The sequence below is a fragment of the Anatilimnocola aquadivae genome (genome assembly GCF_049819085.1).
In the GTDB taxonomy this organism is placed as follows: Bacteria; Planctomycetota; Planctomycetia; order Pirellulales; family Pirellulaceae; genus Anatilimnocola.
Window position 1 is genome coordinate 170244 of sequence record NZ_CP187419.1, and the last position, 16460, is coordinate 186703.

10 protein-coding genes and 2 tRNA genes are annotated in these 16460 nt (G+C 58.6%); 9 read left to right on the forward strand and 3 right to left on the reverse strand.

What is annotated here, in order from left to right; genetic code table 11:
• Positions 1-37 precede the first annotated feature (37 nt).
• Both NA78x_RS00685 and NA78x_RS00690 read left to right on the forward strand, forming a co-directional pair.
• A complete protein-coding gene (locus tag NA78x_RS00685) occupies positions 38-5200 on the forward strand; it encodes a PVC-type heme-binding CxxCH protein (protein WP_425616491.1) in 5163 nt (1720 codons plus the stop codon).
• Positions 5201-5238: 38 nt separating this feature from the next.
• Entirely contained in the window at positions 5239-5409 is a 171-nt protein-coding gene (locus NA78x_RS00690) for a hypothetical protein (protein WP_425616492.1), read from the forward strand.
• Positions 5410-5671: 262 nt separating this feature from the next.
• Here NA78x_RS00690 and NA78x_RS00695 read toward each other — a convergent pair.
• Positions 5672-5760: transfer RNA gene (locus tag NA78x_RS00695), tRNA-Ser, on the reverse strand.
• Between the two features lie 384 nt (positions 5761-6144).
• On the opposite strand from NA78x_RS00695, the gene NA78x_RS00700 reads away from it, so the two are divergent.
• The 4 genes from NA78x_RS00700 (at position 6145) to NA78x_RS00715 (ending at position 11368) form a co-directional block, all read left to right on the forward strand.
• The gene (locus tag NA78x_RS00700; RefSeq protein WP_425616493.1) at positions 6145-7740 is read left to right on the forward strand and encodes a M20/M25/M40 family metallo-hydrolase; all 1596 of its coding nucleotides are present in this window, start codon (positions 6145-6147) and stop codon (positions 7738-7740) included.
• A gap of 291 nt (positions 7741-8031) precedes the next feature.
• Positions 8032-9018, forward strand: coding sequence for an alpha/beta hydrolase (locus NA78x_RS00705; RefSeq protein ID WP_425616494.1), 987 nt, complete (start codon positions 8032-8034; stop codon positions 9016-9018).
• Positions 9019-9665: 647 nt separating this feature from the next.
• A complete protein-coding gene (locus tag NA78x_RS00710; RefSeq protein ID WP_425616495.1) occupies positions 9666-10340 on the forward strand; it encodes a hypothetical protein in 675 nt (224 codons plus the stop codon).
• 200 nt (positions 10341-10540) lie between these two features.
• Positions 10541-11368 carry a hypothetical protein gene (locus NA78x_RS00715; RefSeq protein ID WP_425616496.1) on the forward strand — a complete coding sequence of 276 codons (828 nt, stop codon included), beginning with the start codon at positions 10541-10543 and terminating at the stop codon, positions 11366-11368.
• A gap of 78 nt (positions 11369-11446) precedes the next feature.
• Here the strand turns inward: NA78x_RS00715 and NA78x_RS00720 are convergent.
• A tRNA-Leu gene (locus NA78x_RS00720) sits at positions 11447-11533 on the reverse strand.
• 256 nt (positions 11534-11789) lie between these two features.
• Here NA78x_RS00720 and NA78x_RS00725 point away from each other — a divergent pair.
• Complete coding sequence (locus NA78x_RS00725) at positions 11790-12518, forward strand: hypothetical protein (protein WP_425616497.1); 729 nt, start codon at positions 11790-11792, stop codon at positions 12516-12518.
• A 32-nt stretch (positions 12519-12550) separates the two neighbouring features.
• On the opposite strand, the gene recG is transcribed toward NA78x_RS00725, so the two are convergent.
• Complete coding sequence (gene recG, locus NA78x_RS00730) at positions 12551-14851, reverse strand: ATP-dependent DNA helicase RecG (protein ID WP_425616498.1); 2301 nt, start codon at positions 14849-14851, stop codon at positions 12551-12553.
• A gap of 64 nt (positions 14852-14915) precedes the next feature.
• Here recG and NA78x_RS00735 point away from each other — a divergent pair, with 64 nt between their 5' ends.
• Together NA78x_RS00735 and NA78x_RS00740 are read left to right on the forward strand one after the other, a co-directional pair.
• Entirely contained in the window at positions 14916-15953 is a 1038-nt protein-coding gene (locus tag NA78x_RS00735; protein ID WP_425616499.1) for a DUF1559 domain-containing protein, read from the forward strand.
• 63 nt (positions 15954-16016) lie between these two features.
• Positions 16017-16457 carry a hypothetical protein gene (locus NA78x_RS00740; protein WP_425616500.1) on the forward strand — a complete coding sequence of 147 codons (441 nt, stop codon included), beginning with the start codon at positions 16017-16019 and terminating at the stop codon, positions 16455-16457.
• Positions 16458-16460 lie beyond the last annotated feature (3 nt).

Below are 16460 nucleotides of genomic sequence, written 5' to 3' on the forward strand. Positions count from 1 at the left end.
TTGCGATTCCACTTCTCCTTGCTTCGAAAGTCCTCCTATGCAACGCCGATATAAACGCTGTCTGAGCATTGCTTTGTCATTCACTTTGCTGTGCATAGCGGGAGTAGCGATCGTTCAGAACTTGTTCGGCCAGTCGGCAACGGCCGGCACGCTCGTGTTTGACGGAACTTCGGGCCCAGGCCAAGGCAAGCACATCGTCTTTCTTGCCGGGGACCACGAATATCGGTCCGAAGAATCCTTGCCGGCGCTGGCGCGGATTCTCGCCAAACATCACGGCTTCAAATGCACCGTGCTGTTCAACATCGACAAGGACAGCGGCGAAATCGTGGCTGGCAACTCGAACATGCCGGGGATGGAGGCACTGGACACCGCCGACCTGGCAGTTGTCTTCCTGCGGTTTCAGCAATTCCCGCCGGAGCAGATGAAGCACTTCGACGCCTGCCTGAATCGCGGTGGACCCGTGGTTGGCTTGCGCACCGCGACACATGCCTTCCAGATCAAAGGCCTGGATCCATTCGCGAAGTACTCGTCCAGCTACAAGGGTACCGAATACGATCGGGGCTTCGGCCACCAGGTGCTCGGTCAAACCTGGATCGGGCACTACGGCAAGAATCATCAGCAAAGCACGCGGATCACTCTCGTGGAGGGCAAGCAGGCGCATCCCATATTGCGCGGCGTTAAGGATGTTTGGGTGCAGGCCGGTGGATATGTCGGCAAGCCGGTGGATGGCGAGATCCTGACCATGGCGCAGCCCCTTAACGGGATGACGCCCGGATCGCCTGTCGATGAAACCAAGCCGCCCATGGCGTCCGAGTGGACGCGGAGTTACAAGTCCCCCTCGGGAAAAGTTGGCCGCGTCTTCACATCGCTTTACGGCACTTCCGAAGATCTGCTCAATGATGGTTATCGCCGGCTGCTGGTGAACGGTTGCTTCTGGGCGCTGGGGCTGGAAGACGCCATCAAATCTGACGCCAAGATCGACTTTGTGGGTCCGTTTCAACCGAACACGTTCGGCGGCGGAGCGTATGCCCGTGGCATCAAACCGGAGGCTTATGCCGGTTTCGAAAGTCCGATTCCTGCCAACAACCATACGAAGAATCCACCAGCTCCAACTGCGGCGAAAGCTCCGCCAGCTGCCAAAGAGGTCGCCGTTGCTGCCGCGCCCGCCGCGGCGCTCATCACTGGCAAGCCGGCCCGTTTCGTCCGCATTGAGTTGCCAGGCGACAAACGCATCCTGACGCTGGCCGAAGTAGAAGTGTTCAGCGCGGGTCGTAATATCGCCGCCGCCGGCAAGGCAACCCAGTCGAGCACGAATGGCGACGCCGCTGCGTCCCGGGCCGTCGACGGCAATAAGCATCCAAACTGGGAAAAAAACGGGCAGACCCACACTTCCAATGCAGGTGAAAAGAATCCGTGGTGGGAACTGGATCTCGGTGAAGCGAAAGACATCGACAAGGTCGGCGTGTGGAATCGCAGCGGGTTCGAGAACCGTCTCGAAGGATTCACGCTCATCCTGCTCGATGCGGATCGCAAAGAAGTGTTTTCCCTGAAAGGTGTCGCAGCGCCGCAGGGACTCGAAATTGACGTGAAGAAGGATGGCAAGCTGCAATATCTCTCCTACGATGGCAAGCCCGGCCAACCAGTCGGCGGAAAAGTACAACTCGCCGCGGGTGGCGAGGAAGACGCGAAGCCCGAACCCGCGTTGGCCGAGGTGCCGGCCGACTATCGCGACCCGACCCCTTTCAAGTTCCAGAAGAGCGACGTCGTTGCCATTCTGGGCAACGGTCTAGCCGACCGCATGCAGCATGATGGCTGGTTGGAAACAGTGCTGCAAAGTGAGTTACTGGGCCAGCAAGTGCGGTTTCGCAATATGAGTGCAAGCGGCGATCGGCCGAACTCGTATCCGCGGAGCGGCGGCGCGACCTCGATGACCGAATATCTGCGACACGTGAAAGCCGACGTCGTACTGGCGTTCTTTGGTTACAACGAATCGTACGACGGGAAGCCCGAAGAGTACAAAGCCCAACTACTGGAATTCGTGAAGCGGACGCGCGGCGCGAAACCCAATGGCCAGAGCCTGCCGCGCATCGTGCTATTCAGTCCTATCGCGCACGAGGACACACGCAATCCGAATGTGCCCGATGGCAAAGGCCACAACGCACAACTCGCAGCCTATGCGCATGCGACGGAAGCGGCGGCCAAGGAAGCGGGAGTCGGCTACGTCGATCTGTTTCATCCTACACAGAAGCTATTTGAGAGCGCGAACAGGCCGCTCACCATCAACGGCGTGCATCTGTCGGACGAAGGCAACCGTCGACTGGCAGAGTTGATCGCGCATGCGTTGCTCGGCAAGGCGGTGAACGCTTCGGCGTCGCTGCAACCCCTGCGGCAGGCTGTTTTGGACAAGGAATTGATTTGGAACAATCGCTATCGCGCGCGGGACGGCAACGATATTTGGGGCGGGCGCTCCAAGCTGGCCTTCACGAATGATCAGACGAATGCCGCGGTGCTGCAGCATGAACTGTCGATGCTCGACGTGATGGCAGCGAACCGCGACACGCGGCTGTGGGCTATTGCCAGCGGCAAAGACGTGCCCGTCGACGACAGCAACGTCCCTCAACCCGTCGAAGTCATTTCGAATGTCGGTGGCAAGAGCAAAAGCTCGAGCGCTGTGAAGGAGGGAACGCTGAGCTACGTCAGCGGCGAAGAAGCCATCAAGTATATGGGCGTCGCAAAGGGTTTCGAAGTGAGTCTGTTTGCCGACGAGGCGATGTTTCCCCAGATAGCGAATCCCGTGCAAATGCAGTTCGACACCAAGGGACGGCTGTGGGTCGCGGCCTGGCCGACCTATCCCAATTGGGAGCCGCTCAAGCCGATGACCGATGCACTGGTCATCATGCATGATGACGACAACAACGGTCGCGCCGATCGCGTGACGGAGTTTGCAAAGGTCCAAAACCCGCTGGGATTCGAATTCTGGAACGGCGGCGTGATTGTCACGAGCGCTCCCGAAATCCTGTTTCTTAAAGACACGAATGGCGACGATGTCGCCGACGTTCGAGTGGTGATGTTGCAGGGAGTCGATTCGTCCGACACACATCACGGTGCCAACAATCTGATCTATGGCCCGGACGGAGGCATTTACTGGCAGAGCGGCGTCTTCATGGTGCACAACCACGAGCATCCTTGGGGGCCCTCGTTGCAGTCGTCTGCCAGTGCGATGTATCGCTTCGATCCGCGGCGTTTCACCATTGCATTGCATGCCGGCAATTCACCGAATCCGCACGGCATTGCGTTCGACAATTGGGGTTACCAATACGCCACCGACGGCACGGGGGGCCGGGCCTTTCAGGTTCGCCCCGATAAGAGCGGCTTCAAAATGCAGGAATTGCTCAAAAAGGAAGTCCGGCCCGTGACGGCCAGCGAAGTTGTCAGCAGTGCGCATTTCCCCGAGTCGATGCAGGGCGACTTCCTGATCTGCAACGTGATTGGCTTTCTCGGGATCAAGCACTATCACCTCGAGCGAAATCCCGAGACCGGCAATGTCTGGGGCGAACCGGCCGGTGATGAACTGGTTGCCGTCAAGACGAATGCCGACGGCACGAAGACAGAGGAAAAATCGCGAGGATTGATGATGAGTGCCGACAAGAACTTCCGGCCTTCGGATGCGATCTTTGCCCCCGATGGTTCGCTGTACATTAGCGACTGGCACAACATGATCATCGGCCACATGCAGCACAACATCCGCGATCCCAATCGCGATCACGCGCACGGCCGCATCTACCGAATGACTGCCAAGGGGCGTCCCTTGCAGCAACCGGTTGCCATTCATGGGCAGCCGATCCCTGCTCTGCTCGAGAACTTGAAGTCTCCCGTCGACGGCATCCGGCACCGGACTCGCGTCGAATTGAGTGGCCGCGACACAAAGGAGGTCATTGCGGAGACCAAGAAATGGATCAAGCAATTCGACCCAACCAAGGCAGAGGACGCGCATCACTTGCTGGAAGCGCTGTGGCTGCACCAGCAGCACAATGTCAAGAATCAGGGCTTGCTGAATCAGGTTCTGTTGCAGTCGCCCGTGCCGCATGCACGCATTGCGGCGAGCACTGTGAAGCACTTCTGGGAGAATGTGGACAAGACCATCCACGGCGGCGTGATCGCCGATTCCCTGGAAACTGTTTCGAAGAAGTCCGGAATCCTCAGCGAGACTCCCGAACTCACGACCATCCGCATTGCCACGATCCCCGAGAAGATGATGTACGACGTGAAAGAGCTGACCGTGAAGCCTGGCAAAAAAGTCCGGCTCACGTTTGCCAACGCGGACTTCATGCCGCACAACATCATGCTTGTAAGCCCCGGCAAAGCCGATGAAGTTGGCCTGCAGGCCATCGCCCTAGGTGCCGGCGGCTTTGAGGTTGGTTTCGTTCCCAAGAGCAATGACATTCTCTGGTCGATTAAATTGGTGGACTATGGCCAGGAAGAGACGATTGAGTTCACGGCCCCAACGGCCGAAGGAGCGTACCCGTATATCTGCTCGTTCCCGGGGCACCACCAACTCATGCGCGGAACGCTGTTTGTCACCAACAACCTCCAGGAGTTCCTGGCGAAAAATCCTCAACCGGTGAAGAAACTCACGGAATGGAAGATCGACGATCTGGTAGCAGACCTGAAAAACGTGGGGCAACAACGGAACTACGCCCAGGGCAAGATGCTGTTCAACACGCTGGCGTGCGTGCAGTGCCACAAACTGGGCGATAAGGATTTCTCTCTCGCGGCTGGCCACGCCGGCGGCGATCATCATGGCCATCACGGCATGATGCCGACACGCACGGTTGGCCCCAACCTTCAAGACGTCGTCAAGAAGTACAAGGCTGATGCGAAAGCCCTGCTGCACGAGATTCTGGAACCCTCGCGCAATATCGAGGAGAAATATCGCACGATTTCGCTAGCTCTCGAAGACGGCACGATCGTTTCCGGCAACGTCGTTTCAGAGGACCAGAAAACGATTGTGCTGTATTCCACGACGCCCATTCCCAAGGAACACAAGATTGCGAAAGAGTCGATCGATTCGCGCTTGCCATCAGCCCTGTCGATCATGCCGACCGGTCAGCTGAATACGCTGGACAAGGAACAAATCCTGGACTTGCTCGCGTTTCTGCTGGCGATCGGAGATTCCGAGCACGCGGCGTTCAAAAAGTAGCTAGACGTCCGCTCGATCAAGTTAACCGCCATGTTCAATTGCTTGACCAGATCGGCTCGCATCTGGTCGCGATGGTGAAGCACGCGCCGATGACGGCCAAGCTCTCCGATCCGGATTACAACATCTGGTGCGGTGCGCCGATCAAAGGGGATGACGGCATGGATCACGTGTTCTATTCGCGCTGGCGGCAGAAGCTAGAGCGGTTTTAGTCTCGTCTGGCGTCGCTAGCAGCTAGTGCTGGCTGGTTATACATAGCTGCTTTTAAACGTGATGCACGACCAAACCGCCAGACCCAAAATGAACCCGCTCTAGGGGACCAAGCTTGGCTGACGAATGAAGAGCTAAACCGCCCAAGGGAAGGGTGCGATCCGGTGAGTTAGTCCCAGTAGTCTCAGTCACTGGGACTAACGAAAAACGCCTGCCGCAAGTTGCTGTGTTGCAACAGCTTGCGACAGGCGTTGGGTAAATCAACGGAGAGGACAGGATTCGAACCTGCGGTACGGTTTGACCCGTACACCGGTTTAGCAAACCGGCGCTTTCGACCACTCAGCCACCTCTCCAGGTGCAAACGCTAGCGGGGACTCTGGTGGGTCGCCAAGCTAGTTTCAATCAACCGTCTGTTACTACATTCTCGCAGGGCGATAGCAGCACGAACAGTATCGGTAGAAAAACACTATCGGCAGAACACAGCCCCCAGCGACATCCGCATTTTCATGCGGCCGGCACAAGTTGGGTTGCGAATTCCTGCTGGGTAATTTTTACTGAACTTCGCCTTTCCTGCAAGCCGTGCGGGTTAGTCCGGCTGTGGGGAATTTGTCATTCCTGGGTGCCTGCCTATCCGAAATTTCGATCAGTACCCCTCTATTCGTCACCGGTGGTAAGCTCGCATACGATAAGCACAGCCGGTCGAACCCACGATTTTGCGTCCACGGAGGCTTCCACACATGACCACTCGCAAGACTCCGGGGAACTGGTACAGGTTCGCGGCCCGAGCTTTTTTTGCCGCCGCCGCTGCGACTTCCAGCGTCGGCCTTCTTTCGCCGCTAGCTGCCCAAGGTGAAGAATCCCGGGCGAAGGCAGCCGCGCTGATGGCTGCCGACTCCATCACCAATGAAGAACTGAAGGAACTCGTCGACGTGCTGGCCGACGACACCTTCGAAGGTCGCGAGGCAGGCAGCCGCGGCGGGCAAGCAGCCGGCAACTATCTGGTGCAGCGGTTCACCGAACTCAAGCTGCAGCCGGCCGGCGACAAGGGAACCTTCTATCAAGGGTTTCGCGCTTCCAATCGCAACATCCTGGGGATGATGGAAGGGAGCGACGAAAAGCTGAAACACGAAGTCATCATCATCGGGGCCCACTACGACCACGTCGGCTACGGTCGCCCCGGCAACAGCTATGGTCCGTTCGGCCTGATTCACAATGGGGCCGACGACAACGCCAGCGGTGTCGCGGGCTTGCTCGAAGTGGCCGAAGGGCTGAACCAACTTCCCGAGCGACCCAAACGCAGCATCTTGTTCGCCCTGTGGGATGCCGAAGAGGCCGGGCTCATCGGTTCGCGCTACTGGCTGTCCACACCCACACTCGATCTCGCCCGCATCAAGCTGAAAATCAATACCGACATGATCGGTCGCCTCCGCAACGACAAGCTAGAGATCTACGGCTCGCGCACCGCGCCCGGCCTGCGTCGCCTGGTCAGCGAACAAAACCAGCATGTCGGCCTGAACATCGATTTCACCTGGAAGATGAAGGAAGACAGCGATCACTGGCCCTTCTATGCCCGCAGCATTCCCACGCTCATGTTCCACACGGGCCTGCACGACAACTACCACCGCCCCAGCGACGACACCCACCTGCTCAACGTCGAAGGGATTCGCGAAGTCAGCCGGCTGATGACCCTCACGCTCATCGAACTGGCCAATGCCGAGACCGCGGCTCCTTTTCGGGAAATGTCGAAGCGAGAGTCGCCCGACGTACAGATCCAAAAGGAACAGCCCGTTCGTCACGGTCCGCCGCGCTTCGGTGTCAGCTGGCGCATCGCCAAAGACGCCCCCGCTGCGATCACCGCCATCACGCCAGCCTCGCCCGCAGAACAGGCCGGTCTCAAAGTGGGCGATCAACTCCTGTCGTTCAATGGCCTGCCGATCAATGACGAACCCACGATGCGGCTGCAGTTGCTGGCCGCCGCGGGCGAATGCACGTTCGAAGTGCAGCGGGCCGGCGAAGAGACTCCCCGCAGCATCAAGGTCACTCCCGCTGGTCAGCCCATTCGCGTGGGCATCACCTGGCGAGAAGACGATGGCGAACCCGGTGTGATGCTGCTCACGCAAGTCGTGCCAGGTTCCGCTGCGGAAGTTGCTGGCATGAAACTACGAGACCGAATCTACGCGCTCAACGGCCAGTCGTTCGCGACCGGAAACGACTTCTCGACTCTCCTTGCGACGGCCGAGTCCCCCTTCAACCTGTTGGTCGAACGGGGCGGCAAACTGCAGACGGTCAAGGTCGAGCCACTGCCAGCGGCGCGAACCCAGCAGGCCCAGTAGCCGTAAGAATAGTAACCGTAGGGATCAAGTCGCTAGGCGTGCCCGGGCGTCGGCAAAAATGGCTCCTGGCACAACCAACTTGTCCAACTTTAGCCTTCGTTGTTGAACGCAGATTGCTCGCAAACCCGAGAGTTGCGCTATCTTGTGCTCAACAATTGCCCCGATTGTTGGACACCCCCCTTTTGCGGTCGCAAATCCGCTGGTCGCGTGAAATGTCGCCCGGCCCATGGTAGTCTGCCATCTTGCCGCATCACTGCCAGCGGCATGCTGTCTACCTACGGGAACCTGCCTGTGATCTCCAACGCCGCTACTTTCCTGCTGGCAATCTCCGGCCTCCTCTCGGCTGATGCGACCAGCGCCAACCTCGAGCGCGGAACCGCTCGCTTTCAGCCGGCCGAAGCGGCCGCCGAAATGCAAGTCGCCGAGCGGTTTCGTTTGGCCGAGCACGACTTCAGCTACGAGATGAAACGGCTGAACGTCGAACTCTCGAACCACGATATCTGGGACGTCACTTTCCCGTCGCCGGTCGTCACGCCGTTTGAATGCAATAACACGGTTCACTGCGAGTACTATCGCCCGCGCGGCGAAGGGAAGAAGCCCGCCGTAATCGTGCTGCATATTCTCGGCGGCGACTTTGCCCTCTCGCGCATGTTCGCGGGTTCGCTCGCCCAACGTGGCACGGCAGCCCTGTTCGTGAAAATGCCTTACTACGGACCGCGACGACCAGCGGAAGTGAATCGCCGGATGATCAGTGCCAATCCCGACGAAACCGTCGCCGGCATGACACAAGCCGTGCTCGATATTCGCCGGGCCACCGGCTGGCTCATGAGTCGTCCCGAGATTGACAGCGAACAACTCGGCATTTTTGGCATCAGCCTGGGTGGCATCACCGGCACGCTGGCTGCTTCGTCGGAACCGCGCTTGAAAAACGTCTGCGTGCTGCTCGCCGGTGGGGACTTGGGTCGCATTGCCTGGGAAGCGCGCGAGTTTCGCCGCGAACGCCAGAAACTGATCGACGCGGGCTACGGCCTGAACGACTTTCGCACGGCGGTCGAGCCCATCGAGATTCTCAAGCATGCGGCCAACTGCCGCGGCCGGCGAATCCTCATGCTCAATGCCGAGAGCGATGAAGTGATTCCCAAGCCCTGCACCGAAGCGCTCTGGCAAGCCTTCGATAAGCCCGAAATTGTCTGGTACTCCGGTGGCCACTACTCCGTGATTCAGCACTTTCTCAACGCCCGTGGCCGCGTGCAAGACTTCTTCGCACCACAAAACTAACCCCTCCCCCAACCGTACTCATCTCGCTCCCCAACCGTAGTCATCTCGCTCCGCCGAGATGAAAATCGTACTCATCTCGCTCCGTCGAGATGAAATCTGCCGCCATCTCGCTCCGCCGAGATGAACTCTGCCATCTCCCACTTCCCAGCCTGGCACACTCTCGCCCTCCCCACCCCAAAACGTCCAACAACTGTCAGGGTTATTGGACACGCTCCCATTCCCGATTTTCGCCCGAAGTTGCTGCCCCTCGACCACTTGCGACTCCACCACAACTTTTCCAACTCGCTCCTTTTGTCCATTAACCTGCCCCCTTCTTGGACAGGCTCCTCCATCCCAATCTCCGTCCCGCCTCGCGCGCACCACGTAACCCAACCGCGTTACCCGGGCCCGCTTCTCAACCTCCACATTACAAAAGAGCTTCCCGCAATTAGCTCACACTCGTGATCTATTGTCAAGTATGTCCGATGTTTCTTTTCAATGCATTTTCATCTAATTCCGCACCCAAACTGTCTCAGGCTTCCGTATTGGGTTCACCCACGCGCTTTCTGCACCAGCAGACTTTGGTTCGCAGCTAGTGCAAAATGATGGCCACACGGAGGCGAGCTCAGCGATGGCCGTTCGGGCAAACAATTCTCACAGGATCTAACATGCGCTGCGCAAACTTACTCGTAGTCCCGCTGTTATTCCTGGTTCATTCGTTGGCATGTGCGCTGAACGGCGCAGAACCGACGGAAGCGCAGACCAAGCAGATTGCGCAGCTGATTGAGAACCTGGCGTCGAAGGCGACTGCACCAGGCAAGGGATCGAAGGAGTTGGCTCCAACCGAAGAGGCGATTTGGAAAGCGACCGATGAGCTGACTAAGCTCGGCATTTTGGCATTCCCACAATTGATCGCGCATTTGGACGATCCGCGATTCAGCTTTTCGGAAGACAGCTTGGCGTCTGCTGCCGTCTATCACCGGTCCGTGGGTTACTTGTGCCAACAAATCTTCGGGCGGCAATTGAAGGTCTACGTTCCTTGGAATGTGCCTGATCCTCGAGGAACACCGGGCTTCGGCACAAGCGAGCTGCCCAGCGAGAAACAGCAGGCCCAAGCCTGGTGGGAGGCGAATCGAAGTAAGACGCTCTGGGAATTGCAAGTCGCGAACATCGAGCAAGTGATTGCCTTGAACGAGCAACGAAAAGCAGCGGGATTCGACTCGCCCGAGCAGCGCCAATTGTGCGACGCGGCCATTCAGGCCAATCGAGAACTGGCAAAGCAGCTCACGGCAACCAAGACCGCCCAGACAACAAAGCCCTATCGACCCGTTTTGAATCGCTGAGCAGCGACACAAGAAAAGTCGCCACCACGGGGCTCGAACCCGCATGTCGATTGCTATAAGTTGCAACGAACGGCGGATGTCTTTGTTTGTCGCAGTTGAACAAACGACTTTCTCCCTCTCCCATTGGCGGAACATGTTCACGCACGGATTGATGCTCAGGAACAGTTCGTGAATAAGGCCTTTGGTCGCAGGGAGGCAAAATGCTTCACGATCCTAGATATCTGATTTATTGGCGATTGCCCGTCTTCATTGTGTCGAGCTACTTTGCAATCATCGCAATGTTGCTTTGGGATGAAGACGCCACCGAGTGGGCTATAGGTATCGCGGTAGGACAGTGCGTCCTGGCCGCAGCTTGGCTGGCGTTCGGTCCGGCCGACTGGTATTGGCGGCTACTCGTATCGGCGCCGTGGTCATGGGTAATCTGCGCTGCGCTCACGATGCATTGGGAATCCGCCTGGGAATTCAGGCCGCCATTTCTGCTGATTTCGGTAGTGACTCTGGAATTGCTTCTGATTCCGCTGATTCCAGTTTTGGTGATTGCTCACACGTTCCATTTGCAAATGAACTATGAAGATCTACCTGACGGCGGTGTTCGCTCGCGGCCTCAGTTCGGCCTGGGAGGACTGCTGATCTACGTGACGTTTCTGGCTTGCGTGCTGGGAGTCGATCAACTGGTGAATCGAGTGTTTTTCAATGACGCCAAAAGCGCTGCCGCCCACCGAATGATTCAAATCTGTATCGCGCTACCAGCGGCAGTCAACGTGCCCTTGATCTGCCTACTGCTCTTGAAGCGATTTTACATTGTGATTGGCATCGGCTACCTGACCGTGGCGTTCGGTGTCATGATGGTGGAGTTACCTATTAGCAAATGGTTGCTCGACGACGTCGGAGTTGCGACGTCGTCTTTACTGAAGGTGAATCTGGCAAGTGCCGGTTGCGTGGTCGCGTTCGCGCTTGCCGCGCGGTACTACGGTTACCAATTCAGAGCACCTGCTTTAAAAACTGCGGCGATGCAGGATCCACAATAGGGAGTGGGCGATATCCCGCCTCGCAGATTGCAGCCCTCAGAAGCGGACTCTCCGCACGTATTGCCACCGCCAGAAAAATAGCTGGGACGGGGCTCGAACCCGTACGGTGGATTACCCACCACAGGATTTTAAGTCCTGTGCGTCTGCCAATTTCGCCACCCAGCCTTGGGGACGCGACATTGTAAACAGAAAGTGCGGGGGCGGAACCGGCGGGTTCGCGAGAATCGGCGGCGGCGGGCCGAAATGGGCCGAATGACCCTGGCATGACCTGAGCGCGGTCAACGTGGAGCGCTGGGAGTCGGGAAAGGACAGCGAATGGCCGATAAATAGCCATAAATCGAATGGCATTTAATTTGCACTAGTGGCAATCAAGCATGGAGGGCGTTTTCGGTTGCCACTTTTGACTAGCGAGACCCTGACCATGTCGACTTCTCCCGAACGATCGGTTCCTAATGCTTCACCGGCTGCCCAGCAGGCCCAGTTCGATCGGCTGGCCACCAGCAGGTCGTTTGACGGCTTTTGGCGGCACGCCGGCCAGCGAAAGTGGATTTACCTGATTGGCGGCGTGCTGATTGGCACCTTGCTGATCCTGGCGATTCAACGCAACTGGTGGAGTCGCTCGTATGTGACGCCGGTGGTGGTACCTGCCTACCGAGCACCCGTCTCCGGTTATCGCCTGAACGATGGCTACATGCCCGATGGTCGCCGCGTGGGAGACGCTGTCGTCGATTCACCCGTGGTGCAGTTTCCCACGCAGGTAGTAACGCCCGACGTGAACAGTCGCTTGCCCGTTTATCCTTCGGGACCCGGCGGCCAGGTGATGCCCTACACCAACACCAGCGGCACCGATAAGGTCGTGAAGGAAGCGATCTTCTATCAGCGGAATGCTGGCCGGCCGTTGATTCCCGGCGTGGGCATTCCTGCGTATGAGCTTCGCTTTGGACCCGCGGACTATGACCCCAGCCGGCGAGTCTGGTCGCGGTTGGTTAGCGACCTGACCTTGCCCGCCGCAGCACAAACGCGCGTGGTGGTACACATCGTCGATCCCGCACGGGCCGGGCAGCGGATCTATGGCACGCTGGTGCTCCGCTGTGCCGATGGCGAGCTGATTCAGTACGAAGCGTCGAAGGTTGTCCTGCTGCCAGAGTAGGTTATCCTGCTGCCAGAGTAATTGGCTGCTAGTTAGCCGACATCACCCAGTTCGAGCGCTTCGCCGTAGCGAACGAGGACCATGCGCTTGAGCTTGGCGTAGGCAGGGTTGGTCAGGTCGGGGTCGGCAGCGATGAGTGTTTGCGCATCGCTGCGGGCCTCTTCGACGATGGCCACATCGCGAGCCAGATCGGCGATGCGTAGCGGCGGCAAGCCGTGCTGCCGCGTGCCGAACAGGTCGCCCGGGCCGCGCAGTTGAAAATCGAGTTCGGCCAGCTCGAAGCCATCAGTCGATTTGGTGAAGGCATCGAGCCTTCGCTGAGCGTCGTCGGTCGTTGGATTCGCGAAGACACATAGATAGCCCGCATGGCTGCCACGGCTGATGCGTCCGCGGAGCTGATGCAACTGCGCGAGACCAAAGCGTTCGCCACCTTCGATGGTCATGAGCGTGGCGTTGGGGACATCGACGCCGACTTCGACCACAGTTGTACAGACGAGAATCTGTGTCCGGCCGCGACGAAAGCTCTCCATGGCCGATTCTTTTTCGATCGGCGTCATGCGGCCATGCAAGGCAGCGAGACGATAGCCGAGCAACTCGCCCCGCTGCAGCACCTCGAGCGTTTGTTGCACGCTGGCCGCTTCGACGGCTTCGGTTTCTTCGACGAGCGGCACGATCACGTAGGCCTGGCGACCTTCGTCCAGTTTTTGGCGGAAGAAGTTCCACCACCGGCTGCGCTGGCCATCGACGGCCAGATAGGTGTGCGTCTTTTGCCGGCCCGGTGGTGCCGCCCGCAGCGTGCTGACATCGAGATCGCCGAAGAGAGTCATGGTGACCGTGCGCGGAATCGGCGTGGCGGTCATCACCAGATAATGCGGATCGATGCCCGCGCGCTTCAGGGCCGCGCGCTGGTTCACGCCGAACTTGTGTTGCTCGTCGATGACCACCAGCCCCAACTTCGCGAAGCGACCACCGGCCAGGGCCTCGCTGAGGCCATCGGTTTGCGACGTCGCCGGGCCCGCTTGATTCAATGCGTGAGTAACGGCCTGCGTACCGACGAGAATATCGAGCTCGCCGGCCGCCAGCTTATCGAGCGTTTGCTTGCGTTCGCTGGCCGAGAGTGAACCGACGAGCAGGCCAATGCGCACCTGGCTCGCCTTCAGTGCCGTCGAAAGAGTGAGCACGTGTTGTCGCGCGAGGACTTCGGTCGGGGCCATGAGCGCGGCCTGTTTGCCGTGGGCCACGGCGAGCAGCATGGCATACATGGCGACCACAGTCTTGCCGCTGCCGACGTCACCTTGCAGCAGGCGATTCATCGGCACTTCGTGACCCATATCGGCCGCGATTTGATCGATGGCGGTCCGTTGCTCGGCTGTCAGCTCGAACGGAAACAGCCGCGTGATGCGGGCGTCGATGCGGGCCGAACTGGGGAGCGCGGGCGCGCGACGATGGTGGGTCAAACGCCACTTGCGAATCGCCAGGGCCAGTTGCAACACAAACAGCTCTTGATAGATGAACCGGCGCCGCGCTTGTTCCAGGCTGTCCTGATCGCGGGGCTGATGAATCTGTGGCAAGGCCGCGCGGATCGGCCACAGCTGGTGAGCATCGAGAAAGTCCTCGGGAAAAACGTCGTCGACCAGTTGCGCATGCGCTTCGACGATGCCCTGCATGATCCGCCGCATCTGAGTCTGATTCAGACCTTCGGTGAGCGAGTAGACGGGCAAGATGCGCCCGGCGGGAACGTCGTCGTCATCGGCCAGAAACTCGTACTTGGGGTGGACCATCTCCCAGCGAATGCCCTGCATTTTGGGCTCGCCGGCCAGGAGCACGCGGCGACCCACTTGAAATTTCGGTCGCAGGTAAGGCTGATTGAAAAACAGCGCCCGCAGATAGCTGGGCCCCTGCTTGAGCAGCACGCCGAGCAGCGAGCGGCCGGTGCCCGTATTGCGCAGGTCGACTTCTTCGATCACCCCGGTCACGCTCGCGAGCTTGCCTTCTTCGAGCTGGTCGATGGTGCGCAGCTCGCTCATGTCTTGATAGGCGCGGGGAAAGTTGAACAGCAGATCGCGCGCGTAGTACAGCTCGAGCTTGGCGAGTAGCTCGGCTTTGACGGGGCCAATCCCTTTCAGGAATTGTGCCGGCGTCAGCAGGGGTTCGGTCTGTGCGGGAACGCTGTTCATATTCCCGGCATTATATCCAGGACGACTATTTGCGAAGCTGGCCCGGCGGCACTTCTTTTCCAATTGGAGCAGCTTGCCAGGATCGGCTGACGAAGAACGATCGCCGGTTGATTTTTGCAGTGATTGCCTTGCTTTTTGAATTGACACCGAGTCCACTGACTTGCGGAACGGGCGATTGGATTTCCTGCCAACTTTTCTTTCTTCTCTGGCTGGGGGCTGTATGGACCCGTGTCTGGCTGCAGGAACGCGCCATCACCGGCGAGCATTCACGCTCGTCGAGTTGCTGGTTGTGATCGCCATTATTGGCGTCTTGGTCTCGCTGTTGCTTCCGGCCGTGCAAGCCGCCCGCGAAGCGAGCCGGCGCATTCAGTGTCAGAATCACTTGAAGCAGTTAGCGCTCGGCGTCGAGAACTACGAGTCTTCGCTGAAGGTCTTTCCCGCTTCGGGCATTGTCGATACGTCGATCAAAACGCAGTACGACTCGCGCAGCGGCACCATGATGAGCTGGATTGTGCTCACGCTGCCCTACATCGAGCAGTCGGCTCTGCATAGCAAGTTCGACTTCGGCCGCAGCGTGATCGATCAGCCGAATAACCCGCAAGCCAACCAGATCAACGTGCTGCTCTGCCCCAGCGACAGTACGAAAGGGCGGATGTATCAAGACCCGACGTTCACGAACAATCGTGTGGTCGCGAAAGGGAACTACGCGGCGTTTGTGGGTCCGATTCATGTGGAGTATCAGCATCGCTACCGCGGGGTGCTGACTTCCCATTTGCCGCATGCTCACCGCCATCTGGCCAGCGAGGGTACTTCCAACTGCCTGATGCTTTCCGAGGTTCGTACGCGGGCCAACCCACTCGATCAACGCGGGGCTTGGGCTCTGGGCTGGACCGGTTCGACGTTGCTCTCGTTCGACATGCACGATCAGATACTCAACTATGGCCTGAACGATAGTGGCTACACACCTTGGTCGGCCAGCCTGGGGCAGACTCAACCGCCGAACAATCAGGGCTCGAACCTGGACATGCTTTACAACTGTCCCGATCCGGCCGAAGCGCAACTGCGCCGTATGCCTTGCAACACGTTTGGAGCAGGCTCGAATAACTACTTGTCGGCCGCGCCGCGCAGCGAACATCCTGGTGGCGTGAATGTGGCCTATGCTGATGGCCACATTTCGATGCTCATGAACAATGTCGATGAGTACCTGATGGCCAGGCTCATCAGCGTCGAAGATGGCGAATCGGTCACGCCTCCCTAGAAACGCACTACAGACTCCTCACCGGGACATACCAACCAGCACCTACTACAGGCCCGGATTCTCATGAATCAAAGCTATGCCCCTTCTGGAGCGATGATGGTTGGTTTGGCGCTCATGTTCATCGGCTATTGGTTTCAATCGGCGTTACCCGTGCAGACTGTTTGGACCAACGAGCAAGCCCTTGAATATGGCCAAAACTCAGCGCGGCTGCATACCGCGACCTACGGCAAAGAGCACGACCACTCGAAGCCTCACTCGCATAGTGAGCCCAACCTGAAGGACAAAGAATACATCGAGGCCAAAGCGGCCTTCGAGAAATCGGTGCAGGCCCGGGACAATGCTATTTCGCGTCTCTCGTGGATCAAGTACTCGATCGTGGCGACAGGAGTCATCGTAGCCGGCTGGGGCGTTCTGCAAGTGATGTTCGAAAAGATGAAGAACGACGATCGGCCTCGCCATGTCAGCAAGCCCAAGCGTGCCGAGCACAAACATCAACACCATTGATCG